Below are 24,261 nucleotides of genomic sequence, written 5' to 3' on the forward strand. Positions count from 1 at the left end.
GGCTTTAGGCATGATGAACATCCTTCCACCCGCGAGGTTAATCCTCACAGGTCAGGAGTCAACCAAACCTTCAGCAGTCCCATCATTGTCGAGCACAACATGGAACTGGTGATGAGCCTGTGTGACCACGTCATTGTGTTCGACCAGGGGAGGCCCATTGCCTCCGGCGTCCCATCGATGATCCAGAAGGATCCCAAAGTATTGGAGGCTTACCTTGGCGTCTGAATTCTTGCTCGAGCTAAATGACATTGAAGCGGGCTACGGGCGGGCGGCCCTTGTTCTGCGGGGGCTCACCGTCCGGGTCCCGCCTGCCAGCGTGGTGTGCCTTGTGGGGCCCAACGGGGCGGGGAAATCCACAGTACTCAAGGTGGCAAGTGGCATGCTGACACCACGCGCCGGGAACATCGTCGTGGATGGGGATGATGTCACCGGGAAGTCTCCCCAGCAGATGCTGGCCACTGGACTCTCCCACGTATTGCAGGGGCACAGCGTATTCCGAGAGATGACTGTCGGCGAAAACGTGCTCCTCGGTGCCTATTCAGTCAAGGATCGTAAAGTTATCGAAGAGCGGTCGTCATTTGTCAAGAACCTCTTCCCGATCGTGGGCGAGCGATGGGGCCAGCTTGCAGGCTTGCTCTCAGGCGGGCAGCAAAAGCAGGTGGAGTTCGCCAGATCGTTGATGGTGAGTCCCAAGGTGGTCCTCCTGGACGAACCGTCCATGGGCCTGGATCCGAAAACCACAACAAAGGTTTTCGAACAGATCGCCCGGATGAGGGACGCTGGAACAGCTGTGCTTCTGGTCGAGCAGAATGCCCGCCGCGCGCTGGAATCTGCCGACATAGGCTGCGTTCTGGACCTTGGGAAGGTGCACATCACCGGACCGGCGCCGGAGCTGCTCGCGGATCCCAAGCTTGGTGAACTCTATCTTGGCGGCCGTCCGGCTGGGTTGCCTGCTGATTAGGCGCAGCGATTGGTGCCCGGGCGCGGCTGGCTGGGGCCTCTAATAGGTGGAGTACAGCTCCCCGACGCGCAGGTCGGCGTCCACCCGGTTGTCGACGCCGGGCAGCGGGCAGGCCCACGCCTCGTCATAGGCGCACGACGGGTTGTAGGCGAAGTTCAGGTCGATGATCAGCCGGTCGCCGACCACGCCCAGGTGTGCACCCTTCACCGTGTCCAGCACATAGCGGCCACCGCCGTAGGTCCCGCCGGCCGTGCCAGCAGACCCGTCGCGCAAGGGCAGGAACAGCCCGCCGCCGTACGACGCGAGCCGCCACAGCGCCAGCCGTCCGACGCCGTCGAGCCCCACGGTGCCCAGCCGCTGGAAGGTCACCGTACCGTCAGTGCCGGTGGGGACGTCCATGTTCTCGCCCACGCCGTCGTCGTCGATCACTGCCTCAAACCGGTACTCCGGCTGGTACGGGGCCACCGCGAGACCGTTGAAGGTGGCCACAGCCGTCGCGTCGAGTGGGGAGGCGGGATGGCTGGCAAACAGCTTGTCCCGGCCCGCTCGCCACAGGTCATGCGCCGACGACGGCGAACCGGCCTGTGCGGTGTCGCGCACCTGCCCGTAAAGCTCGAATACCTGCTGACGCCAGTCAGCGATGTGCAGGGCCGTGGTAGCTGTAGGCATTGCACTAGCCTAGCGGTCGGCGTCGGGCGGCCGTCACGGAAACCCTGAATACAGTTGCCCAGGCGTACTGTGTCATCTGTGACAACCGGGATCTTCTTCATTGTTTTGTTCTCCATCCTGCTCGGCGCTATCGCCCAGCGGATCGCCGGCCTGGGCTTTGCCCTGCTCATCGCGCCGTTCCTGGTGATCATCCTGGGCCCGCATGAGGGTGTGGTGCTGGTCAATATTTGCGGGGTGGTGTCCTCTGCCCTGATCGTCGGCAGGGTCTGGAAGGACATCGACTGGAGTATGTTCCGGTGGATGGTGATCCCCTCAGTCTTCGGCTCCATTCCCGGCTCGATTGCAGCGGTGATGCTGCCGTCGGCCCCGCTGTCGGTGACGGTGGGCGGCGTCGTTCTGGTGGCGCTGTCGGTGTCCCTGGTGTTGCAGCGCTCCTCGGTGGTGGTGCGTGGCAATACGCCGAAGGCAGTTGCCGGTTTCACGGCCGGCCTCACCAATGCAATGGCCGGTGTGGGCGGGCCCGCCGTCAGCGCCTACGCCCTGCTCTCCCGCTGGCCGCAACGCCCGTTCGCTGCCACTCTGCAGCCGTTCTTCGTGGTGATCGGACTGGTCACCCTCGCGGTCAAGCTCAGTCTCGACCCGACCGATGCGCCCGCGCTGCAATGGTGGATGTGGTCAGCGATCGGCGTCGTGATCGTGTTCGGAATCCTCACCGGTGAGAAGCTCTCCCGGTTCATCAAGGACGACCATGCCCGGTTCTTTGTGATTGTGATCGCTTTCCTCGGCGCCGCGGCCGCTCTGGTCAAGGGATTGCTGGATCTCCTGCTCTAGGGTCGCGATCTGCAGCCGTTGAACCGGAGCCCGGCACCGAGTCGCTGAACCTCGCAGGCATTAGCCGGTGGCACCATTGAGGAGATGAAACTTCCACTCCGTATGCCCGGTCGGCGTGCCCTGCCTATGCCCCTGTGGCTGCAGGGTGTGTTCGAGCTGGCCCAGTCAGCAGTGATTTCCGGGCTGCTGATCCTGGTCCCCCTGGCCGCCGTATGGTTGGCGGGTGGATTCGCCGATCGGACACCTACTGCAATGCTGCAATTGGGCGGTCAGGTGTGGCTCCTCATCCACGGAGTGCCGCTGGAAGTGACTTTCGCACCGGCCGACCCGGATGGCGTGGGAACCACCGGGATTCTGTCCCTCGTGCCGCTGGGCCTGACCCTGCTCCCGTTCCTGCTCGCCTGGCGGGCTGGCCGGCGTCTGGCGCGGGCCTCCTACTCCGATCAGTTGTGGCAGGCACTCCTGGGAGCTCTCGGGATCTACGCGGTGGTGGGGGGCGGCGTTGCCTACCTTAGCGCCACGGCTGAGGCGACAGTCCCGCTTGCTGCGGGCGCCCTGATTCCCCTGGTGTCGGCCGGTCTGGGACTGGTGATTGGCGCGTACCGTGAGGCGGGTGCGTGGAGCCGGCTGATCGGCGTCGACCGCGCCGCCTGGCTGGCGAAGACCAGCCAGAGTTCCCGGTGGGCCGGATCCTACGCCTGGGCCTGCCTCAGGTCCGGGTTCCTTGCGCTGGCGGTATCACTGGGGTTGTCGGCATTGCTGCTGGCTGTCACCCTCGGGCTGCGCTGGGCCGAAATGGCGGCCGTTTATCAGCGCCTCGATGCAGGAATTGTCGGCGGGAGCGCCCTGACACTGGCCCAGCTTGGCTTCCTGCCCAACTTGGTGGTGTGGACCCTTTCCTGGGCCTCCGGCGCCGGTTTTGCACTGGGATCCGGCAGTACGATTTCTCCCCTGACGACCAGTGCTGGACCGCTGCCGGCCATCCCGGTCCTCGGCGCCGTGCCGCCGGGCACCCTCGAGTACGGGCTGGCGGCGCTCGCCATCCCGGTCCTGGCGGGGCTGCTGGCCGGCTGGTGGTTCTTCCGTGAAGGAGAAAACCATCTGGACGAGTGGCTGGAAATCAAGGTGGCACAGCGGTGGGTCACTGCAAGCCTGTCGACCCTGGCTGCTGCCGTGTTGATTGGGGTGACCGCCGGTGTTGCAGCCGGGGCGGTCGCGTGGGTGTCTCACGCGTCGCTGGGCCTCGGCCGGCTGGTGGACCTGGGTCCCAACCCGCTGTGGGTGGGCCTGTTGATTGCCGCGGAGGTGGCTGTCGGCGTCGTCATCGGGTATGCAGCGGGGCCGCTGCTGGAGCGGGACAAGCGCTCCTAGCCGGTGCCACGTCCGTCAAAAGAGTGGCTGCCCCGCATTGAAGCCCCAAAAGAGTGGCTGCCCCGCGGTGAAGCCCCAAAAGAGTGGCTGCCCCGCATTGAAGCCCCAAAAGAGTGGCTGACCCGCAGATAAGTGGTGGCGCAACCACGCATCTGCGGCGCTGCCACTTTTCTGGGACCTAGGGACCGTCGATCTGCGGCGCTGCCACTTTTCTGGGACCTAGGCACCCTGTGACCCTGCGGTCAGGAGTCGGGGAGGAGGCCGCCCAGGTTGCTGAGCTCGTCCTGGCACGCGCTCTGCGCCGAGTTGGTCAGGGCAGTGCTCATGCATTCCTCGTACTCGGCGATGACCGGCCAGAAAGCCACCTGGGCGCCGGTCCCGAGGACCAGGAACGCGGTCGCCGCCAATCCGATGACCGTGGTGACGCGCAGCATCCCGGGAAGTTTGTCCCGCACCGCCCGCACCAGCGCGAAAATTCCGAGTACCAGTGCCGCCAGCCCGAAGACCAGACCGAAGACCTTCCACGGCAGGGGGAGGGTCGCGGTGAGGACCGCGCCCAGCATCGCCAGCAGGAACCACCTGAAGTAGCTTCTCGTCCGGGCCAGTTCTTTTTCCTCGGGCGACCCGGCAGCGGGCGGAGCTGGCTTGGCGGGGCGGGGGCTGTCGGTCATGGTTTAACCCTAGGGTAGAGCGCAGCCTATGGTTGACCCATGCGCATCGTAGTCCTGGTTTCCGGCACCGGATCCAACCTTCAGGCGGTCATCGATGCCGTCAGCACCGGCTCCCTCGACCTCACCATCGCGGCCGTCGGCGCCGACCGGCACAATACGTACGGGGTGGAGCGCTCAACAGCAGCCGGCATCGACGGGTTCGTGGTGGACTTCAAGTCCTTCGACCAGCGCGCCGACTGGAACGCGGCCCTGACCGAGAAGGTCGCCTCCTACTCTCCGGACTACGTGGTGTCCTCGGGGTTCATGCGGATCGTTGACCAGACGTTCCTCGATGCGTTCCCCAACCGCTACCTCAATACCCACCCAGCCCTGCTGCCGAGCTTCCCCGGCGCCCACGGTGTCCGGGATGCCCTGGCCTACGGGGTGAAGGTGACCGGATGCACGGTGATGATCGCCGACGCCGGCGTGGACACCGGCCCGATCCTGGCCCAGGCCGCCGTCGAGGTGCTCGACGACGACACCGAGGACACGCTCCATGAACGCATCAAGGTGAAGGAACGGGCGCTCCTCATCGAGACCCTCCGCCAGCTCGCACTGGGCGACCGCTGAGATGGCCATCGTCGACAACGCTGTCTACCTGGAGGGTGAACGGCAAACAGACCCGGTCTCGCTGGCCGAAACCTTCGAGTTCATGCGATCCCTCGGCGGAATGGCGTGGATCGGTCTGTACCGGCCCGACGACGCCGAGCTCGCCGCCGTCGCCGACGAATTTTCCCTCCATCACCTTGCGGTCGAAGACGCGATGGAGGGTCATCAGCGGTCCAAGCTGGAACGCTACGGCTCCACCCTGTTTGTTGTGTTGCGTCCGGCACGGTACCTCGACGCCGAGGAGAAGGTCGAGTTTGGCGAGCTTCATATCTTTGTCGGCGCCGACTTCGTGGTGACTGTGCGGCACGCCGAATCACCGGATCCGGGCCGGGTCCGGCGACGGTTGGAGGAGGCACCCGAGCTCCTGAAAATGGGGCCGTCTGCGGTGCTGTACGCAATCCTGGACGAGGTTGTCGATGAGTATGAGCCCGTGCTGAACGGACTGGAGAACGACATCGACGAAATCGAGAACGAACTCTTCGGCGGTGATCCGGGTGTCTCCCGCCGCATCTACGAGCTGCACCGGGAGGTGATCGAGTTTCAGCGGGCCACCCAACCGCTGCAGTTCATGTTGGAGAACCTGGAGCGCGGATCTGAGAAGTACCATCTGGACCCTGAAATCGGCCGACGCCTGGCCGACGTCCTTGACCATGTGATCCGGCTCGTCGAACAGGTCAACACGTTCCGCACCCTGCTGCAGAATGCTCTCACCGTTCACTCGACGCTGGTGGCCCAACGTCAAAATGAGGAAATGACCCGGTTGACGGAGACTTCCCTGAGGCAAAACGAAGAGGTCAAGAGGATCTCTTCCTGGGCCGCAATCCTCTTCGCGCCCACCCTGGTCGCTGCGATTTACGGAATGAACTTTGATGTCATACCCGAACTGCAGTGGGCGTGGGGCTACCCGTTTGCCCTGGTGCTCATGGTCGCCACCGGCATCGGGCTGTATTCGGCGTTCAAACGGAATCGCTGGTTGTAAGCGGCTTCACCTGGTTGAGTGCAATGCCACGGGTTTCCGGGGCGTTACGTGCCATCCACAGCACCGCCAGCAGCACGAGCAGGCCGGTCGCCGCGAAGGTTAGCGGCAGACCGAGGACCGGCCAGAGCAGCGAACCGAAGATCAGCGGTACCAGGCCGGCTCCTACTCGGGACACGGTGGACGCCCAGCCGAACCCCGAGGCGCGCAGCTCGGTGGGGTAGAGCTCCGACACATAGGTGTAGAGCACCGGAATGGCGACCTGGATCAGGAAGCCGAACAGGAGGAGCCAGGCGGTGGCGACGGCGGGGAGTTCGACCGTAAGCGCGAAGATCACCAGCGCGACGGCGGACAGCGGACCTGACACGGCGAGGATCCACTTCCGTCCAACCCGTTCCACCAGTAACGCAGCAGCGACGACGCCGAAGAACCCTACCGCTGTCATCCCGGCGGTGGTCAGAAAAGCAACTGACTGTTCGTAGCCCGCCTGCACCAGAATCTGCGGCATCCAGGTCAGTGCCCCGTAATAGACCAACAGGATGCTCAGGAACAGTCCCCAGGCGGCAAGGGTGATTCTCCAGTCGAACCGCCACAGCGCGGTGAGCTGGCCGGACACCGAGCCGATGGACAGCTTCGGTGTTTCCTCGGGAGACGGTAGCCGCCAGGGGGTTGGTGTGGCCCCGGTGCGTTTCACCAGGTCGTTGATCACCGCTTCGGCTTCAGCCTGGCGGCCTTTCTGGACCAGGAAGAGCGGGGACTCGGGCACCGACCGTCGCACCCAGAACACCAGCAAAGCTGGCAGCACCATCACGAGCATCAGGTACCGCCAGTCACCGAAGGCTGTCATCAGGAGCGCTGAGACCACCCCACACAGGGCGGCCCCGATGGGCCACCAGGCATCCATGGCGGTCAGCACCCTGCCGCGATGTTTACGGGGGGTGAACTCGCCGACCAGGGCGTAGTCCACGGGTATGCAGCCGCCCAGCCCGACGCCGGCCATGAACCTGAACACGCAGAACCAGATGAAGTCGGGGGAGAACGCGCCCAAGACGGTGAAGATGGAGAAGATCAGCAGGGTGAGGGTGAACGCGCGCTTCCTGCCGATGATGTCGGCGATGGACCCCCAGGCGAACGCGCCGATGGCCATGCCGATGAGGTTGGAGGTGGCCACCCAGGCCGCTTCGCCCGGTGTCAGATCCCAGTGGTCCGACAGCAGGGGGATCAGATACCCGTTGAGGGTCACGTCCCAGGCGTCGAACATGAAGCCGAGGCCGCCGATGAGGAAGATCTTCCCCTGTACCCTCCAGCGCCACGGCAGTTCCTGCACCACCTGGTCCCCGGTGGGTAATTCAGTTTGGTAGCTCACGGGGAAACTGTACAGCCGGAGCTTCCCCTCATCAGAAAAACCCCACGAATCGAGTCAACACAAATAGCGGGTTTTCGTCAGGATTCCGGTTATTTCTGTTGACTCGCGGGGCGGAGGGGTGTCTCGCGGGGCGGAGGGGGTGCTCGTGTGGAGAGGAGGCCTGCAGCGCCCAGTGACCTAGACTTGGAGGCGATCCCACCCGCAGCAAAAATCCTGGAGCCCCGCGTGACTTTGAACCATCTTGACCAAGTTCCCATCCGCCGGGCCCTGATCTCGGTGTACGACAAGACGGGGCTGGAGGAACTGGCCACCGGCCTGCACCGGGCCGGAGTCAGCATCGTCTCCACCGGGTCCACCGCCAAGCGCATCGCCGCCGCGGGTGTCCCCGTCACTGAAGTCTCTGAACTCACCGGTTTCCAGGAATGTCTCGACGGGAGGGTCAAGACCCTCCACCCCCGTGTCCACGCCGGGATCCTTGCTGACCGGCGCCGCGATGACCACGTCGAGCAGCTCCGCGAGCTTGAGGTGGAACCCTTCGACCTGGTGGTGGTGAACCTGTATCCCTTCGTCGACACGGTGAAGTCCGGCGCGGCCGAGGACGACGTCGTCGAGCAGATCGACATTGGCGGCCCCGCCATGGTCCGCTCTGCCGCGAAGAACCACCCCTCGGTGGCCATCGTCGTGGACCCGGCACGGTACCGCGACGTGGTGGCTGCCGCCGACGCTGGCGGGTTCGACCTCAGTGCACGACGCCGGTTGGCTGCGCTCGCGTTCTCTCACACCGCTGCCTATGACAACGCGGTAGCTGCGTGGACGGCCTCCCAGTTCGGTGATGGAACTGGCGACGGCGACACCTGGCCCGCGTACGCAGGCCTGTCCCTGGAACGGTCGGAGGTCCTCCGCTACGGCGAGAACCCGCACCAGGACGCCGCCCTGTATGTGGAGAAGGGTGCCACCCCGGGGATCGCCCAGGCCGACCAGCTGCACGGCAAGGCCATGAGCTACAACAACTACGTCGACGCCGACGCCGCCCTGCGTGCCGCGTTCGACTTGGACCAGCCAGCTGTCTCCATCATCAAGCACGCCAACCCGTGCGGCGTGGCGGTCGGTGCGACCGACGCGGCCGACCCCATTGCCGACGCCTACGCCAAGGCGCATGCCTGCGACCCGGTCTCGGCGTTCGGCGGTGTGATCGCCGCCAACCGGACCGTTACCGCAGCCATGGCCGCCGCAGTGAAGGACGTGTTCACCGAGGTGGTCATCGCCCCCGACTTCGAGGCCGAAGCGGTGACTATCCTCTCCGCCAAGAAGAACATCCGCCTGCTGACCCTGCCGGAAGGCTACCGGCGTGATCCCGCCGAGCTCCGGCAGGTCTCCGGTGGCGTGCTGGTGCAGTTGTCCGACACGGTCAGGGCCGACGGCGACGCGCCGGAGACCTGGACCCTCGCCGCGGGGCCCGCGGCCGACGACGCCACCCTCGCCGACCTCGCCTTTGCCTGGACCGCGTGCCGTGCCGCCAAGTCCAATGCCATCCTGCTCGCCGACGGCGGGGCAGCCGTGGGCGTGGGCATGGGGCAAGTGAATCGGGTTGATTCCTGCAAGCTCGCGGTCGAGCGGGCCAACACCCTGGCCGGTGACGGCGTCGACCGTGCCCGCGGCTCCGTAGCGGCGTCGGACGCGTTTTTCCCGTTCGCCGACGGCCTGCAGATCCTCCTCGACGCCGGGGTGCGCGCCGTGGTGCAGCCGGGCGGGTCGGTCCGGGACCAGGAAGTCATCGACGCGGCAACCGCCGCAGGGATTACCATGTACTTCACCGGCACCAGGCACTTCTTCCACTAGCCGGCCAACAGAGACGGCGGCAGTGCCCATGGAGATCGCTTCGATTTTTACCCTCGCCGCAGGGATGGCACTGGCCGGATCGGCGTTCGCGCCGGCAGTCGCGCCGGGGACCCGGTTGGTCTCGGCCATCCTTGGCCTGGGACTGTCCCTGCTCGCCATCGTCCTGCTCTTCCTCGGGGCCAGCCCCGGGATTTTCCTGTGGGTCATCGCGGTGGCGTTCGCGGTGCGGAACTTCCAGGCAGCGGACCAGCGCCAGAAGAAGATCGATGCCGGCCTCGATCCGGTCCGGCACCCCAACCTGGGCGATCTCCGCCAACTGCAGCTGCCCGCCTGGGCGCCGAAGGTGCCCGGGCTCAGCGGCCCCGGGACCACCGGGACAACCCGACAGGGGACGATGGGCGCACGCCAGCCGACCATCAGGCGGGGGCAGGCGGCGTCGTACACGACATCCGGGCAGGCACCCGGCCACAATTCGGCGCCGGATACCCGCGGACTGCGGCCCGCCCCGGCCGCGGACCGGTGGGGTAAACCCATTCCACCCGGGTCCGTGATGGATCGCTGGGGAAACATTGTGCCCACTGAAGGACACCCTCCCGGAGGGACCCATTTAGGGCACCATTAGTGGCCTGTGGCATAGTTGAGCAGGATAAAACCAGTACAAATCACGGGCCGTGCTGCGTCCATCACAACGGCTGCCGGCCCACCACCGCAAGGAGACCGTGTGGCTGACGCGCCCGCAACAAAAATCAAGGTACAGGGTTCGGTTGTCGAACTCGACGGCGACGAGATGACCCGGATTATCTGGCAGTTCATCAAGGACCGCCTGATCAACCCTTACCTGGATGTCGACCTGAAGTACTACGACCTCTCCATCCAGAACCGCGACGCGACCGATGACCAGGTCACCATCGACGCCGCCAACGCCATCAAAGAGCACGGTGTGGGCGTCAAGTGCGCCACCATCACCCCTGACGAGGCACGTGTTGAAGAGTTTGGCCTGAAGAAGATGTGGGTTTCGCCCAACGGCACCATCCGCAACATCCTCGGCGGCGTCGTCTTCCGCGAACCCATCATCATCTCCAACATCCCGCGCCTGGTGCCGGGCTGGAACAAGCCCATCATCATCGGCCGCCACGCCCACGGTGACCAGTACAAGTCCACCAACTTCAAGGTGCCCGGCCCCGGCAAGGTCACCATGATGTTCGAGCCCGCCGACGGCTCCGAGCCAATGAAGTTCGACATTGTCACCATGCCTGAAGAGGGCGGCGTGGCGATGGGCATGTACAACTTCAACGAGTCCATCCGGGACTTCGCCCGGGCGTCCTTCGCCTACGGCCTGCAGCGCCAGTACCCCGTCTACCTGTCGACGAAGAACACCATCCTGAAGGCCTACGACGGCCAGTTCAAGGATCTCTTCCAGGAAGTCTTCGACGCCGAATTCAAGGACCAGTTCGAAGCAGCTGGCCTGACCTACGAGCACCGCCTGATCGACGACATGGTGGCTTCAGCCATGAAGTGGGAAGGCGGCTACGTCTGGGCCTGCAAGAACTACGACGGCGACGTCCAGTCCGACACCGTCGCCCAGGGCTTCGGTTCGCTGGGTCTGATGACCTCAGTGCTGATGACCCCAGACGGCAAGACCGTCGAGGCTGAGGCCGCCCACGGCACGGTGACCCGTCACTTCCGCCAGCACCAGCAGGGCAAGCCCACCTCCACGAACCCGATCGCTTCGATCTTCGCCTGGACCCGCGGGCTGATGCACCGCGGCAAGCTGGACAACACCCCTGAGGTCATCACCTTCGCGGAGACCCTTGAGGACGTGGTCATCAAGACCGTCGAGTCCGGCCACATGACCAAGGACCTCGCGGCCCTCGTCGGACCCGACCAGGCGTACCAGACCACCGAGGAATTCCTGGCGACCCTCGATGACAACCTGAAGGCACGCCTGGGCTAGTACCAGCCCTGCAATGTAGCAGAGCCCCGGCGGGATTCCCGTCGGGGCTCTGCTGTGTCAGGGGTCTCCGGGGTTAGGCGTCGTTGGCGTAGCGCAAGCCCAGCTGGTTCCGTACCCCGTCCAGGAGTCGCATCGTGTTGAGGGTATCGGCCCAGGGCATCGTGGGTGACTCGGTCAGACCCTGCTGGATGCACCGGGTGGTTTCGCGCAGCTCGTAGACATAGCCGCGACCGGCCTGCTCAAAGGTCTCCACCCGCTGCTCGCCCTGATGGGGATGGATAGTCAGCTCCCGCGGATTGTGCAGCACCGACCCGGTCCGCAACCAGCCGGCTGAGCCCGACACGGTAGCCTGGCCCGGGCCAGAGGAGACGAGCGACGACGTCAACTGGGCGTGGGCGCCACCTTCGTAGCTGAGGGTGAGCGCATTCTGGGTGTCGATGTTGTCGTCGTTCAGGGCACCTGCTGCGGTCACTGCGGCGGGGAACCCCAGTGCGCCAAGGGCCCAGGTCAGCGGATAGACGGTGAGGTCGAGTAGCGCCCCGCCACCAGCAGCCGGGTCCCACAGGCGGTGGGTGCTGCCATGGTCTGACGGGAAACCCAGATCGGCCTGGACCCACTGGATCTCGCCCAGCTCGCCGGAATGGATGATCTCCCAGGCCCGGTTGACGCTCGGGAGGAAACGGCTCCAGAGGGCCTCCATCAGGAAGAGGTTGTTGGCCCGAGCCAGATCGATCAGCTCCGCAGCCTCCCGCGCGTTGACGGTGAAGGCTTTCTCACACAGGACGTGTTTGCCTGACTCGAGGGCAGCCCTGGCCACCTCATGATGTTGGGCGTGGGGCGTCGCAATGTAGACGACGTCAACCTCGGGATCGTTGAAGAGCCGCTGGTACCCGGTGACGCCGTCGTCGTCGTAATAGCTGGTGGAGAAGCCGAACTTCTCGGCAAAGGCCCGGGCCGAGTCCTGGGAGCGGGAGCTGACCGCCTGCAGGACGCTGTCCTCCAGGCCGGCAAGATCCTCGGTGACGTTGCTTGCGATGCGACCGGTGGCGACGACCCCCCAGCGTAGTGGCTCGCCGGTGGCTGCGAACGGGTCGGCGGCATCTGGCGCGGCGCAGGGTGGCCGGGGAATCTGCTGGGCAGGTGTGTGGAGGTTCATCGTTCTATCCTTACGTGGCTGCGGACAAAAAAGTAGCCCGGCCCATCCGGGGCCGGGCTACTTCAATCACATCGGTTACTCGTTGACGATCTCGGAGAGCGTTGGGTCGTTCTCGTAGGCTTCGGCAGCGTTGTCCATGGTGACGATCTGTGGTTCGAGCAGGTACGCGGGAACAACCTTCACGCCGTTGTCGTAGGAGTCGGGATCGTTGATCTCGAGTTCCTCGCCTGCGCCCAGCCCCTGCACCATTTCGATGGCGTGGGAGACGAGTGCGCGGGTGTCCTTGTTGATGGTGGAGTACTGCTCGCCGGCCATGATGGAGCGAACCGACTCAACCTCGGAGTCCTGCCCGGTCACGATGGGCAGTTCCTTGCCGCTGGCCTGGACCGAGGTCAGGATGGCGCGGGCCAGAGTGTCGTTGGGGGACAGGACGCCGTCGAGGTCCTCGGAACCGTAGGTGCCGGTCAGGAGGGTATCCATGCGGGTCTGCGCGTTGCCGGCTTCCCAGCCCTGGGTGACAGCCTGGTTGAACTCGGTCTGGCCGGAGGCGACGACGACGTTGCCGGACTCGATCTCTGGCTCGAGGATGCTCATCGCACCGTCGAAGAAGACCTGGGCGTTGGCATCATCGGGTGAACCAGCGAACAGTTCGATGTTGTAGGGACCTTCGCCGCGCTCAGCCATTCCGTCGAGCAGTGCCTGGCCCTGCAGCTCGCCCACCTGGAAGTTGTCGTAGGCAACGTAGTAGTCAACGTCTTCAGTGTTCGTCAGCAACCGGTCATACGCGATGACAGTGATGCCGGCTTCCTTGGCCTGGGCCAGCTGGGTTCCCAGCTGCGCGCCGTCGATGGCGCCGACGATCAGTACCTCGACGCCGTTGGTGATCATCGAGCTGATCTGGTTCTGCTGCTCAGAGACGCCACCATTGGCGAACTGAACGTCCGGGTCATAACCGGCTTCGGTGAGGCCGTCGTTGAACAAGCCCTCAGCCAGCACCCAGTTCTCCGACGTCTTCTGGGGCAGAGCGACGCCGATCGCTGCACCTTCCTCAAATCCTCCCTCGCCCTCGGCTTCGGACCCGGCGTCGCGACCGCAACCAGAGATGGCTAACGCTGAAATCGCGGCGATTGCCGCTAGTGATCGTGCGTACTTACGCATTGTTGCTCCTTTTAGTGGACTCAATAACTTATTGCTGAAGTGTTGGTTAGGGTCAGCGGGCGGACACGTCGTTGGACACGACGGTCTCGGTGGCTGTCGGCAGCTCGGGTTTCCCCTTGTTGCCGAAATTCTTCATAATCATGCCGGTGATGGAGGGCTTGCCCTGAGTCTTGTTGTAGACGTCGAAGGCGACGGCGACCAACAACACGAGACCCTTGATGATCTGCGTCAGGTCGGCGCCAACGCCGAGCAACTGCAGACCGTTGTTCAAGACAGCCATGACCAGGCCGCCGATCACGGATCCCACCACTGTGCCCACACCGCCGGTCACTGCGGCGCCACCGATGAACACGGCGGCAATGGCATCGAGCTCCCAGCCGACGCCGTCGAACGGGCCGGACGCCGTGGAGCGTCCCACGAAGATCATGCCGGCCAGGGCCGCCAGGATGGACATGTTCATCATGACGAGGAAGTCGACCCGGCGGCTACGGACGCCCGACAGTTTCGCTGCGTGGCGGTTGCCACCGACCGCGTAGACGTGGCGCCCGATGATGGTCTTGGTGGAGATGAAGCCGTAGATGATGACCAGTGCACCGAGGATCAACCCGGGTACCGGGAACGAGGTACCGGGGTTGCCGGTGGCGAACAGGTAGGTGGCGTACAGGATGACCGCGGACAGCAGTGCCATTTTGACGACCGAGACCCACACCGGGGGAGCCTCCGCGCCGATCTTGGCGAACCGCCTGCGGGTGCGTACCTCGTTATAGATCACGGCGGCGATCAGCGCGAACCCGAGCAGCAGGGTGAGGTTGTTGTAGCCCAGATCGGGCCCAATTTCGCGCAGGTATCCAGCACCGATGAAGCGGAATTCCTGGGGAACGGGGACCGTGTTGGACTGTCCCACGAACTGGTTGGCGCCGCGGAAGAGCAACATACCAGCCAGGGTGACGATGAACGCCGGTATCCCGACATACGCCACCCAGAAGCCCTGCCAGGCCCCGATCAAAGCGCCCAGGAGCAGGCCGACGACGATACCCAGGTACCAGGGGAAATCCCAGTCCCGCATCACCAGGGCGACGACAATGCCGGCGAACGCTGCGACCGATCCGACCGACAGGTCGATATGGCCGGCAATAATCACCAACACCATGCCGATCGCGAGGATCAGAATGTAGGAGTTGCCGTTGAAGAGGTTCATCATATTGCCGGAGGTGAGCGTTTTGCCGCCGGTCATGATCTGGAAGAAAACGACCAGGGCTAGCAGGGCGAAGATCATCCCGAACTGCCGTGTATCGCCGCCAAAGATTTGTTTGAGGGAGGTCATGGGGTGGTTCCTAAGAGCTAGGCAGTCTTCCTGCGGGCGGTCATAAGTTTCATCAACGATTCCTGGTTGGCTTCTCCGCGGGCTAGTTCCCCCGTGATGGCCCCCTCGAAGATTGTGTAGATACGGTCGGAGATGCCCAGCAGCTCAGGCAGCTCCGAGGAGATGACGATCACGCCCTTGCCCTGGTTGGCGAGCTCCTGGATGATCCCGTAAATCTCGTACTTGGCTCCGACGTCGATCCCGCGGGTGGGCTCGTCGAGGATCAGCAGGTCAGGGTCGGTGAACATCCACTTGGCCAGGACCACCTTCTGCTGGTTCCCACCCGAAAGCTTGGCCACTCCCTCGTTGACTGATGGCGTCTTCGTCCTCAACGACTTGCGGTACTTCTCGGCGACGACAAATTCCTGGTCATTGTCGACCACCAGCCCGCGGGTGATCTTTTTGAGCGCCGCCGAAACGGTGGTGGTCTTGATGTCGTCGAGCAGGTTCAGTCCGAGTGACTTCCGGTCCTCGGTGACGTAGGCAAGGCCGTGCCGGATAGCCGACGGCACCGACTTGAGGTTGACAAGTTCGCCGTCCTTGTAAATCTCACCGGAAATGAAGTTCCCGTAGGAGCGTCCGAAGATGGAGCGCGCCAGCTCAGTGCGTCCGGCGCCCATCAGGCCGGCGAACCCCACGATCTCCCCTCGACGGACCTTGAAGTTTGAGCCCTTACAGACCAGCCGGTCCGCCACAGCAGGGTGGCCGACGGTCCAGTTGCGGACCTCGAAGAAGGTTTCGCCGATGGTTGGGGTGTGGTCGGGGAAGCGTGATTCGAGGGACCGGCCCACCATCCCGCGGATGATCCGGTCCTCGTCGACGCCGTCGTTCTTCACGTGCAGTGTCTCGATGGTCTTGCCGTCACGGATGATCGTGATGGAGTCGGCGATCTGTTCGATCTCGTTGAGCTTGTGGGAGATCATGATGCAGGTGATGCCCTTGGACCGCAGCCCGGCCATCAGATCCAGGAGGTGCTGTGAATCGGATTCGTTCAGCGCTGCGGTGGGCTCGTCGAGGATCAGGAGTTTCACCTGCTTGCTGAGGGCTTTGGCGATCTCGACCAGCTGCTGCTTGCCGACGCCGATGTCCTTGACCGGGGTGTTTGCTTCCTCACGAAGCCCTACCCGCGCCATGAGCTCGAGGGTCTGGGAGTTCACCGAGTCCCAGTCGATAATGCCGCCCCGGCCCGGCTCGTTGCCAAGGAAAATATTCTCAGCGATGGAGAGCTCAGGGATGAGCGCGAGTTCCTGGTGAATGATCACGATGCCAGCTGATTCGCTGGACCTGATGTCCTTGAACTGCACTTCTTCGCCCTGGAAGATGATGCTGCCGTCATAGGTGCCGTACGGGTACAGGCCTGAGAGGACCTTCATCAGGGTCGACTTGCCGGCACCATTCTCCCCGCAGATTGCATGGATCTCGCCGGCCTCGACGGTGATGGAGACCTGGTCGAGTGCCTTGACTCCCGGGAACTCTTTGGTGATGGAACGCATTTCCAGAATCTTGTGATGCTCCATACGCATCCTCCCGGGTGACGGCATTGGCTGTACCTGACCCCTAATGGTCAGAATAGGAAGTTAACCCTGACCTGCCGCTTGGAGTCAAGTCTTGAACACATAAGCGATAATATTGGTAGCTAAACGTTATGAAGATGCGGTTGCGAGAGGACGACGGCGGCTCCTCCGAGCGCCTCAGTCCGGTCCCCGAGTGCGGACATCAGCACGGTGGTGGACTCGCCGACCACCGGGACCGCATGCCTCTGGAGGCCTCGCCGGATCGGCTCCAGCAGGATGTTGCCGAGACTGGTGAGCGGCCCGCCAATCACCACCAGTTCGGGATTGATCAGGTTTGCTACGTTGGCGACCGCTTTGCCGAGGGCTAGCCCGGCGTCGTCAATCACGCGCAGGGCCGCGGTGTCGCCGGCCAGCACCAGGTCCAACAGGTCGTCCACGGAGATGGGCCCGTCAGCGCGGCGGCTCAGGAGGTCGACCATGGTGCTCGTCGAAGCGACCGTTTCGAGACAGCCGCGGTTGCCACATCGACAGACGAGACCGTGTTCAACGATGGTGCTGTGGCCGAGCTCGCCGGTGATGCCGACGTGGCCGTAGTAGACCGATCCTCCGAGGATCAGTCCGGCGCCGATGCCTGAGCCGACCTTCAGGAACATCAGGTTTTCGACCGAGCCGTGAGGGCCCCAGGTGACTTGGGCCAGCGCGCCGAGATTGGCGTCATTGTCAATGAAGACGGGGAATCCGAGCCGCTCGCCGAAGGTGGTAAGGATGTTGATGCCAACCCATTCGGGAAGGATGGCTCCCTGCACCACGGTTCCGGTGCGGCGGTCGATGGGGCCCGGGATGCCCACTCCGGCGCCCAGCACCGATGAGCGCGTCACGCCTGCCTTGAGGAGCAAACGGTCGAGGAGTTGCTCGGCGGCGTCGAGTCCTTCCTCGGCGCAATGGCCGAGGGGTAGGGTGATCGCCTCATCCTGCATCACCTGATAGTTCAGTCCGGCCAGGACAACCCGCACGTGGCGTCGGCCAATGTCAATGCCGGCGGCCAGGGACCCGTTGTCGTTGAGGATGACCGAGAGGGCGCGGCGGCCTGAGCTGGTGGTTGGAGCGGTGGTGGCGAGACCGGCGTCGACCATTGCCTTGACGATGTTCGAGACCGTCGCGGTGGAGAGTCCGGTCTGCCGTGCGAGCTCCGCCTGGGTCTGCGGGCCACCCGTCAGGACACCGACGACGCGCTGCTGGTTGCGTTGCCGAAGAGCCGACTGGGAACCCGGGCTTGGAGGATTCCCGTCGAAGTCACGCTTGGTGTTCGGGCGTCCTGCGGGCATGTACTAAAGGTTCCTACATGGACCCCTTGTAGTCAAGAAGTTAACGCTTGGCGGTGTGATTGAGCCAACACTTGATAGGACGAGGCGTTCTTCTTGACACTCTCAAGCTCGCTATCGGTGAGCTCCCGCCTCACCTTCGCGGGCACCCCGGCGACCAGGGAGCGGGGTGGCACCTCGGTCCCTTCGAGGACGACGGCGCCCGCAGCAACCAGTGAGCCGGCGCCGATGACTGCGCCGTTCATGACGGTGGCGCTCATCCCGATGAGGCAGTCGTCGCCGATGGTGCAGCCGTGGACCACCGCGGAGTGACCGATGCTGACCCGGTTGCCGACGGTGGTGGGGAAATCCGGGTCGGCGTGCAGTACGACGTTGTCCTGCAGGTTAGTGCCGTCGCCGACGCGGATCGGTGCGGTGTCGCCGCGTACGGAGACGCCGTAGAACGCGCTAGCTTCGTGGCCGAACACCACGTCGCCGATGATCGACGCCGTCGGTGCGAGGAAACAGGAGTCACTGATAGTGGGGGTCTTGCCGAAGATTTCGATGATGTGGGCCATGGGCCTTAGCCTAGCGGCCCCCCGCCTGGCCCTAGCTGCGTCACATCGGTGAGCAACCTGGACAGGCCGGGTCAACCTGGACATCGGTGAGGAAGATCCTGACCACCGATGTCCAGGTTGCTATCGGATTCAGGGCAGATGCCAGATTTCCTGTGCCCGTTGTCCACATAGGGGCGGTGCCAGCCCCGGTGGCGCCCCTGGCAGGGTTGGCTTGACGCATGACCAGGATCATTTCCATCGCCGACCACCCCCTGGACGAAGCGTGGCCCCGGCAGCTGGCGCGTCGAGCAGAACGCGGGGAGCTGGTAAGAATTCGGCTCGGGTGTTATGTCGACGCGCCGGGTTGGCGGGACCTCGATGAAGAGGCGCGCTACCGGGTCAAGGTCGACGCCGTCCGACGCACCGCCCGACGCGAGCCGGTCTTTGGCGGCGAGACCGCGGGACTGCTCTGGGGGCTGCCCCGACCGGCCCTCCCGGCGAACGTCGAGGTGGTGGTGCCCGTCGCGAGTGGCCGGCGAAGCGCCAACGGGGTCAGCCGGTTGGCGCGGTACCCGGATGAGTTCACAGTCGTCACCTTCGGCGGACGGTATGTCACGGGGAAGGTCGCCACGACCGTCGAGTTGGCTTTGCACTACGACTTCCCCTGGGCGGTGTCGGTGATGGACCGGCTGCTCAACCAGAAGCCACTCCTTCCCGAATCGGGCCCCCAACCGGTGACGAAGGATGAGGTCAGGAATCGGATTGCTCTGCTCTCGTCTGCGCCCAAACGACGCCGGGCCTTGCGTGTGCTGGATTTCGCCGACGGTCAGGCTATGTATCCGGGGGAGTCCCTCAGCAGGGTGCAGATGGCGCGGCTGGGGTTCCCCGCGCCGGAGCTCCAGCACGAGGTGGTCGACCATACCGGTCGCTCGGCCTGGGTGGATTTCTACTGGAAGGAACAGCGACTGGTGGGGGAGTTTGATGGACTGGGGAAGTACCTCAAGCCCGAGTATCTGCAAGGACGGACCACCGCGCAGGCGGTCATCGAGGAGAAGCTCCGCGAGGACAGGATTCGATCCACCGGGCTGCAGGTCGTGAGATGGGACTGGGCGACGGCGGTGTCCCCAGGGAAGCTGAAGGCACTGCTGCTACAGGCGGGACTACCGTGCAACCCACCGGCCCGTCGTCGTCGGCTCTCCACCGCCTAGCCATGTCCAGATCGGTGAGCGACCTGGACAGGCCGGGTCAACCTGGGCATCGGTGGGCAAGATCCTGGCCACCGTTGTCCGGGTTGCTCACCGAATCCGGGTGAGTCCCAGTGAGCGGGCCGGGAGGGTCAGTTGAAGACGATGGTCCGGCCGCCGTCGAGCAGCACCCGGTGCTCGGCGTGCCATTGCACGGCCTGGGTGAGGGTGCGGCCTTCGACGTCGCGCCCGATCGCTACGAACTGCTCCGCCGAACGGGCGTGATCTACGCGGATGACCTCCTGCTCGATGATCGGCCCCTCGTCCAGAGCGGGGGTGACATAGTGGGCCGTCGCTCCGATCAGCTTCACCCCACGGGTGTGCGCCTGGTGGTAGGGCCTGGCCCCCTTGAAGGAGGGTAGGAACGAGTGGTGGATGTTGATCGCGCGTCCCACCAGTTCCGAGCACAGCCCATCGCTGAGAATCTGCATGTAGCGGGCCAGGACCACCAGCTCGATGTTGTGTTCGGCGATGACAGCGCGCAGGGCATCCTCGGCCGCTTCACGGGTGTCAGGGGTCACCGGGATGTGATGGAACGGGATGCCGTAGAACGCGGCGAGGTCGGCAAGCTCGGTGTGGTTCGAGACGATCGCCGGAATCTCGATCGGCAAGGTCCCGGAACGCTGCTGGAAGAGCAGGTCGTTGAGGCAGTGAGCCGCCTTCGAGGCGAGGATCAGCGTGCGGGCGGGTGCGCCGTCGTCGTGCAGCGCCCAGGTCATGCCAAACGCCGTGGCAACCGGAGCTAATTGGGCCTCCAAAGCCGTCCGCGCAGCCGCTGTGCTCATGGCTACCCGCATGAAGAAGGTCCCGGTGTCGGGGCTTCCGTACTGCTGTGATTCGGTGATGTTGCAGCCCGCATTCACCAGTGCTCCGGCCACCGCATGCACAATACCGGGTTGGTCAGCGCAGGAGAGCGTCAGGATAAAGGAGGTCTGGGGGAAAGGGGAGTCAGTCACAAATCAAGCGTACTTCGAATGATCGGCCCGCCGGGATACACTCGGAAGTGCCGCGACTGGCGTCAGGTGGGTCACCATCGGGAAGCGGCATGCATCGTCATCTTCGGTCGGTTCCTGGACAGCTCGTTCAGGACGGCTCCGGCGACGACGGCGCGCAGTGCCGACCACGGATCGCACGCCTGGGACGTCTGGTCAAGATTTTGCTCGCCGATGCTTCAGCGCGGCCCGATATCGGAGCCGCCCGGAAGACTCAGCGAGTAACCTGACCTGTAGAAACGCACCCCACCCAGGAGTTCACTGTGACAACTTCGCACCTGACCGCCACCGGATCCGCCACCTCGGCGGTCACCAACGCCCCCCTCTCCGAGATCGACCCGGAGATCGCAGCAGTGCTGACCGACGAACTTGCCCGCCAGCGGGACACCCTCGAAATGATCGCGTCCGAGAACTTCGCCCCGCGCGCGGTCCTTCAGGCCCAGGGGTCGGTCCTGACCAACAAATATGCTGAGGGTTACCCTGGCCGCCGGTACTACGGTGGGTGCGAGCACGTCGACGTTGCGGAGACCCTCGCCATCGAGCGGGTCAAGGCCCTGTTCGGTGCAGAGTTCGCCAACGTCCAGCCGCACTCCGGCGCCCAGGCGAACGCCGCGGCGCTCGCCGCGATGATCAAGCCCGGCGACAAGATCATGGGCCTGTCCCTTGCCCATGGCGGACACCTGACCCACGGCATGAAGCTGAACTTCTCCGGCAAACTTTACGACGTTGCCGCCTACGGGGTGGAGGAAGACACCCACCGTCTCGACATGGACAAGGTCCGCGCGCAGGCGATCGCCGAGAAGCCGCAGGTCATCATTGCGGGCTGGTCCGCCTACCCGCGTCAGCTCGACTTTGCCGCGTTCCGCTCCATTGCCGATGAGGTGGGTGCACTCCTCTGGACTGACATGGCCCACTTCGCCGGCCTCGTCGCCGCCTGCCTGCACCCGAACCCCGTGCCGTACTCCGACGTCGTCACCTCCACTGTGCACAAGACTCTCGCCGGACCACGCTCGGGGGTCATCCTGGCGAAGCAGGAGTGGGCGAAGAAGCTCAACTCGGCCGTTTTCCCGGGCCAGCAGGGCGGGCCCCTGATGCACGTCATTGCGGCGAAGGCGACGGCATTCAAGATCGCCGGCTCCCCTGAGTTCAAGGAACGCCAGGCACGTGTCCTGGAAGGAGCCCGCATCATTGCGGACCGGTTGACCGCCACCGACGTGAGCGAGCACGGCGTTTCGGTGCTGACCGGCGGCACCGACGTTCACCTTGTCCTGGTGGATCTGCGCGCTTCACAGCTCGACGGCCAGCAGGCCGAGGACCTGCTGCACTCGATCGGCATCACCGTCAACCGCAACGCGGTTCCGTTTGATCCACGCCCGCCGATGGTCACCTCCGGGCTCCGGATCGGCACCCCGGCGCTGGCCACCCGCGGCTTCGGCGCGAAAGAGTTCACCGAGGTGGCCGACATCATCGCGACGGCGCTGAAGCCCGGCTCCGATGCGGAGGCACTGCGCGCCCGCGTCCTGGCCCTCACCGCCGACTTCCCGCTCTACCCCGAACACGAGCAGTGGTAGCAGACCTCCCGGAGGGCGCGCTGGACTCTGCTGCGGCCGCCTCGACTGACTACGACATTCCCACCGACGAGTGCTGCTTCACCGGCTGCTGCGACCGCGGCAAAGCATTCGTCCTCGAGCAACTGGAAGCAGGCCACCTCAGATGAGCCCCACCGCACAGATCCTCGACGGCAAGAAGACCGCCGCCGCCATCCGGTCCGAACTCACCACCCGCATCGGCGCCCTCAAGGAACGGGGCATCAACCCCGGCCTGGGCACCGTCCTGGTGGGGGATGATCCGGGCAGCCACTCCTACGTCGCCGGAAAGCACCGCGACTGCGAGCAGGTCGGCATCACCTCGGTTCGCCGGGACCTCCCGGCCGACATCTCCCAGGCCGACCTGGAGAAGGTCATCGATGAACTGAACGACGACGACGCCACCACCGGCTACATCGTCCAGCTCCCCCTCCCGAAGCACCTCGACGCGAACGCCATCCTGGAACGGATGGCTCCTGAGAAGGACGCCGACGGCCTGCACCCGGTCAACCTCGGCAAGCTGGTCCTCAACGTGGGCGCCCCGCTCGACTCCCCGCTGCCCTGCACCCCGCATGGCATCGTGGAGCTGCTGCGCCGGCACGGGATCACCCTGAACGGGAAAAATGTTCTGGTGGTGGGCCGCGGGATCACCGTCGGCAGGCCCCTCGGCTTGCTGCTCACCCGCCGCGACATCAATGCCACTGTCACCCTGGCCCACACCGGGACCGTTGACCTGCCGCACCTGCTGCGCCAGGCCGACGTCGTCATCGCTGCGGCAGGCTTCCCCGGCATGATCAAGGCAGCCGACCTCAAGTCCGACGCGATCGTGCTCGACGTCGGTGTCACGCGGGTGGAGGATCCCGAGACCGGCAAGGCGAAGCTCACGGGCGACGTCGAACCAGCGGCCGCCTCGACAGTTGCCTGGCTGTCACCGAACCCGGGCGGTGTCGGCCCGATGACCCGCGCCATGCTGCTCGCGAATGTGGTGGAGGCCGCCGAGCGGCAGGCCGGGATCGCCGTCGGGCACTAAGGCCCCCTTTTCGTAGCCCGTTCCTAATGTCAGGCGGTGAGGGCGGTGCTGTGGATGATTCGATCAAGGGTGACACCCCAGCCATCCCGTGTGCCGCCATCGATGAGGTTCCGAGCCTCCTCAGCTGGCAGGTGGTCGGGAAAGGTCACCGTGAGCTCGAGTCGGGTGCCGTCCTCGGCAGCTGCGAGGTTGACGCTCACGACGGGCGCCTCCCGCTGGTGGTCTCCCGCGAGGTCCGGCCACCCGCCGACGGCTCCCCACCGAAAAACTAGGCGTACGTCGGGAATGATTTCGAGGTACTCCCCACCGGTCGGGTAGTGGAGTTCCTCATTGACGACCATCTGCTGCCTCCATACTCCGCCCACCCGCAGATCGACCTCTATCGGGGACGCCGGGGTGGGCATGGCTGGGTTATAGAACCAGGCGAGATGTTCCGCATCGGTCCAGGCTTTGAACACCAGCTGGCGGGGGGCTTGCAGATTGCGGGTCAGGGTAAAGCTTCGTTCTGGCTGTGTGGGGTGCGTCATCGGTCTTCCTCCAACTCGGATTCAAAGAGGCGGGTAGTTGCGCGTCGCTCACAACCCGGGTTCATAACCGACGAGCCAGTGAAGTCCGTAGCGGTCAACGACCTGGCCGTCGGAGGCACCCCACGGCTTCGGAGTTAGCGGGTCGATGACCGAGCCGCCATCAGCGAGCTTGTCGAACCACTCATGCAGCACTGCCGGCTCGGCGGTACCCAACAACGAAAGCATCATCCCCTCGAACCGGACCGTTGTCTCGCCAGCCCCGGCGTCCGATCCGGCCAGAGCAACGACACCGCTCAGAACTCCGTGCGCGATAGCGTTTCCTGGCCCGTCGCTACGACCGAAGTCTTGGTAGGTATGCAAGGCGAGTTCCCCACCGAAAACGTCCCTGTAGAAGCTCAAGGCTTCACGAGCGTTACCCGGGAAGCTGACGTAGATCTGGGGCGCAGTCATGGGCATACCCGACATGCGTCGACTTGGTGGGTGCGGGAGGAGGTCATGGTCTGATTCCTGACTGTCATGGGGTAGCGCACAGGTACGTTGGCGCCAG

The 24,261-nt window shown here is 64.6% G+C and carries 26 protein-coding genes; 14 read left to right on the forward strand and 12 right to left on the reverse strand.

Going from position 1 to position 24,261, the window contains the following annotated elements; genetic code table 11:
* Both ABD059_RS07625 and ABD059_RS07630 read left to right on the forward strand, forming a co-directional pair.
* Positions 1-225 (forward strand): ABC transporter ATP-binding protein C-terminal domain-containing protein (locus ABD059_RS07625; protein WP_465252656.1); only part of this gene is annotated, 225 nt, incomplete at its 5' end.
* Positions 215-961, forward strand: a complete 747-nt coding sequence (locus ABD059_RS07630; protein ID WP_343878789.1) for an ABC transporter ATP-binding protein — start codon at positions 215-217, stop codon at positions 959-961. The genes ABD059_RS07625 and ABD059_RS07630, both read left to right, overlap by 11 nt.
* Positions 962-1,000: 39 nt before the next feature.
* On the opposite strand, the gene ABD059_RS07635 is transcribed toward ABD059_RS07630, so the two are convergent.
* The gene (locus tag ABD059_RS07635; protein ID WP_343878790.1) at positions 1,001-1,630 is read right to left on the reverse strand and encodes a DUF1684 domain-containing protein; all 630 of its coding nucleotides are present in this window, start codon (positions 1,628-1,630) and stop codon (positions 1,001-1,003) included.
* A 78-nt stretch (positions 1,631-1,708) separates the two neighbouring features.
* On the opposite strand from ABD059_RS07635, the gene ABD059_RS07640 reads away from it, so the two are divergent.
* The gene (locus ABD059_RS07640) at positions 1,709-2,461 is read left to right on the forward strand and encodes a sulfite exporter TauE/SafE family protein (protein WP_343878791.1); all 753 of its coding nucleotides are present in this window, start codon (positions 1,709-1,711) and stop codon (positions 2,459-2,461) included.
* A gap of 84 nt (positions 2,462-2,545) precedes the next feature.
* Entirely contained in the window at positions 2,546-3,832 is a 1,287-nt protein-coding gene (locus ABD059_RS07645; protein WP_343878792.1) for a cell division protein PerM, read from the forward strand.
* Positions 3,833-4,074: 242 nt separating this feature from the next.
* Here the strand turns inward: ABD059_RS07645 and ABD059_RS07650 are convergent, their stop codons facing one another.
* The gene (locus tag ABD059_RS07650; RefSeq protein ID WP_343878793.1) at positions 4,075-4,503 is read right to left on the reverse strand and encodes a hypothetical protein; all 429 of its coding nucleotides are present in this window, start codon (positions 4,501-4,503) and stop codon (positions 4,075-4,077) included.
* Positions 4,504-4,542: 39 nt separating this feature from the next.
* Here ABD059_RS07650 and purN point away from each other — a divergent pair, with 39 nt between their 5' ends.
* Positions 4,543-5,112: a phosphoribosylglycinamide formyltransferase gene (gene purN, locus ABD059_RS07655; protein ID WP_343878795.1), complete on the forward strand. Its 570-nt coding sequence runs from the start codon at positions 4,543-4,545 to the stop codon at positions 5,110-5,112.
* 1 nt (position 5,113) lies between these two features.
* The gene (locus ABD059_RS07660; RefSeq protein ID WP_343878797.1) at positions 5,114-6,130 is read left to right on the forward strand and encodes a magnesium and cobalt transport protein CorA; all 1,017 of its coding nucleotides are present in this window, start codon (positions 5,114-5,116) and stop codon (positions 6,128-6,130) included.
* On the opposite strand, the gene ABD059_RS07665 is transcribed toward ABD059_RS07660, so the two are convergent.
* On the reverse strand, positions 6,108-7,493 hold the full coding sequence (locus tag ABD059_RS07665) for an MFS transporter (RefSeq protein ID WP_343878798.1): 1,386 nt from the start codon (positions 7,491-7,493) through the stop codon (positions 6,108-6,110). The genes ABD059_RS07660 and ABD059_RS07665 overlap by 23 nt on opposite strands.
* Positions 7,494-7,718: 225 nt before the next feature.
* Between ABD059_RS07665 and purH the strand changes: the two genes are divergently transcribed.
* The 3 genes from purH (at position 7,719) to ABD059_RS07680 (ending at position 11,286) form a co-directional block, all read left to right on the forward strand.
* On the forward strand, positions 7,719-9,332 hold the full coding sequence (gene purH / locus ABD059_RS07670; protein ID WP_343878799.1) for a bifunctional phosphoribosylaminoimidazolecarboxamide formyltransferase/IMP cyclohydrolase: 1,614 nt from the start codon (positions 7,719-7,721) through the stop codon (positions 9,330-9,332).
* A 28-nt stretch (positions 9,333-9,360) separates the two neighbouring features.
* The gene (locus ABD059_RS07675) at positions 9,361-9,954 is read left to right on the forward strand and encodes a hypothetical protein (RefSeq protein WP_343878801.1); all 594 of its coding nucleotides are present in this window, start codon (positions 9,361-9,363) and stop codon (positions 9,952-9,954) included.
* Between the two features lie 99 nt (positions 9,955-10,053).
* Positions 10,054-11,286, forward strand: coding sequence for an NADP-dependent isocitrate dehydrogenase (locus ABD059_RS07680; RefSeq protein WP_343878803.1), 1,233 nt, complete (start codon positions 10,054-10,056; stop codon positions 11,284-11,286).
* A 73-nt stretch (positions 11,287-11,359) separates the two neighbouring features.
* On the opposite strand, the gene ABD059_RS07685 is transcribed toward ABD059_RS07680, so the two are convergent.
* The 6 genes from ABD059_RS07685 to ABD059_RS07710 form a co-directional block, all read right to left on the reverse strand.
* Positions 11,360-12,442, reverse strand: coding sequence for a Gfo/Idh/MocA family protein (locus tag ABD059_RS07685; protein WP_343878804.1), 1,083 nt, complete (start codon positions 12,440-12,442; stop codon positions 11,360-11,362).
* A gap of 75 nt (positions 12,443-12,517) precedes the next feature.
* Entirely contained in the window at positions 12,518-13,600 is a 1,083-nt protein-coding gene (locus ABD059_RS07690; protein WP_343878805.1) for a substrate-binding domain-containing protein, read from the reverse strand.
* Positions 13,601-13,652: 52 nt separating this feature from the next.
* Positions 13,653-14,924: a multiple monosaccharide ABC transporter permease gene (mmsB, locus tag ABD059_RS07695; protein ID WP_343878807.1), complete on the reverse strand. Its 1,272-nt coding sequence runs from the start codon at positions 14,922-14,924 to the stop codon at positions 13,653-13,655.
* A gap of 17 nt (positions 14,925-14,941) precedes the next feature.
* Complete coding sequence (gene mmsA, locus ABD059_RS07700; protein ID WP_343878808.1) at positions 14,942-16,480, reverse strand: multiple monosaccharide ABC transporter ATP-binding protein; 1,539 nt, start codon at positions 16,478-16,480, stop codon at positions 14,942-14,944.
* Positions 16,481-16,599: 119 nt separating this feature from the next.
* Positions 16,600-17,802, reverse strand: coding sequence for an ROK family transcriptional regulator (locus tag ABD059_RS07705; RefSeq protein ID WP_343878809.1), 1,203 nt, complete (start codon positions 17,800-17,802; stop codon positions 16,600-16,602).
* A gap of 32 nt (positions 17,803-17,834) precedes the next feature.
* Entirely contained in the window at positions 17,835-18,356 is a 522-nt protein-coding gene (locus tag ABD059_RS07710) for a gamma carbonic anhydrase family protein (protein WP_343878810.1), read from the reverse strand.
* A gap of 218 nt (positions 18,357-18,574) precedes the next feature.
* On the opposite strand from ABD059_RS07710, the gene ABD059_RS07715 reads away from it, so the two are divergent.
* Entirely contained in the window at positions 18,575-19,543 is a 969-nt protein-coding gene (locus ABD059_RS07715) for a hypothetical protein (protein ID WP_343878811.1), read from the forward strand.
* A gap of 128 nt (positions 19,544-19,671) precedes the next feature.
* On the opposite strand, the gene purU is transcribed toward ABD059_RS07715, so the two are convergent.
* Positions 19,672-20,535 (reverse strand): formyltetrahydrofolate deformylase, encoded by an 864-nt coding sequence (purU, locus tag ABD059_RS07720; RefSeq protein ID WP_343878812.1) that lies wholly within the window; start codon positions 20,533-20,535, stop codon positions 19,672-19,674.
* A gap of 89 nt (positions 20,536-20,624) precedes the next feature.
* On the opposite strand from purU, the gene ABD059_RS07725 reads away from it, so the two are divergent.
* Genes ABD059_RS07725 through ABD059_RS07740 form a run of 4 tightly spaced genes read left to right on the forward strand, consistent with a single transcriptional unit; the run spans position 20,625 to position 23,187 of the window.
* Positions 20,625-20,801 carry a hypothetical protein gene (locus tag ABD059_RS07725; RefSeq protein WP_343878814.1) on the forward strand — a complete coding sequence of 59 codons (177 nt, stop codon included), beginning with the start codon at positions 20,625-20,627 and terminating at the stop codon, positions 20,799-20,801.
* A 48-nt stretch (positions 20,802-20,849) separates the two neighbouring features.
* Positions 20,850-22,142, forward strand: coding sequence for a serine hydroxymethyltransferase (gene glyA, locus ABD059_RS07730; protein ID WP_343879172.1), 1,293 nt, complete (start codon positions 20,850-20,852; stop codon positions 22,140-22,142).
* Positions 22,136-22,288, forward strand: coding sequence for a hypothetical protein (locus ABD059_RS07735; protein WP_343878816.1), 153 nt, complete (start codon positions 22,136-22,138; stop codon positions 22,286-22,288). The genes glyA and ABD059_RS07735 overlap by 7 nt, the downstream gene beginning before the upstream one ends.
* Positions 22,285-23,187 (forward strand): bifunctional methylenetetrahydrofolate dehydrogenase/methenyltetrahydrofolate cyclohydrolase, encoded by a 903-nt coding sequence (locus tag ABD059_RS07740; protein WP_343878818.1) that lies wholly within the window; start codon positions 22,285-22,287, stop codon positions 23,185-23,187. The genes ABD059_RS07735 and ABD059_RS07740 overlap by 4 nt, the downstream gene beginning before the upstream one ends.
* 29 nt (positions 23,188-23,216) lie before the next feature.
* Here the strand turns inward: ABD059_RS07740 and ABD059_RS07745 are convergent, their stop codons facing one another.
* Together ABD059_RS07745 and ABD059_RS07750 are read right to left on the reverse strand one after the other, a co-directional pair.
* Complete coding sequence (locus ABD059_RS07745) at positions 23,217-23,714, reverse strand: SRPBCC family protein (protein ID WP_343878820.1); 498 nt, start codon at positions 23,712-23,714, stop codon at positions 23,217-23,219.
* Positions 23,715-23,762: 48 nt separating this feature from the next.
* Complete coding sequence (locus ABD059_RS07750; protein WP_343878822.1) at positions 23,763-24,164, reverse strand: VOC family protein; 402 nt, start codon at positions 24,162-24,164, stop codon at positions 23,763-23,765.
* Positions 24,165-24,261 lie beyond the last annotated feature (97 nt).

Source organism: Arthrobacter flavus (genome assembly GCF_039526005.1).
In the GTDB taxonomy this organism is placed as follows: Bacteria; Actinomycetota; Actinomycetes; order Actinomycetales; family Micrococcaceae; genus Arthrobacter_D; species Arthrobacter_D flavus.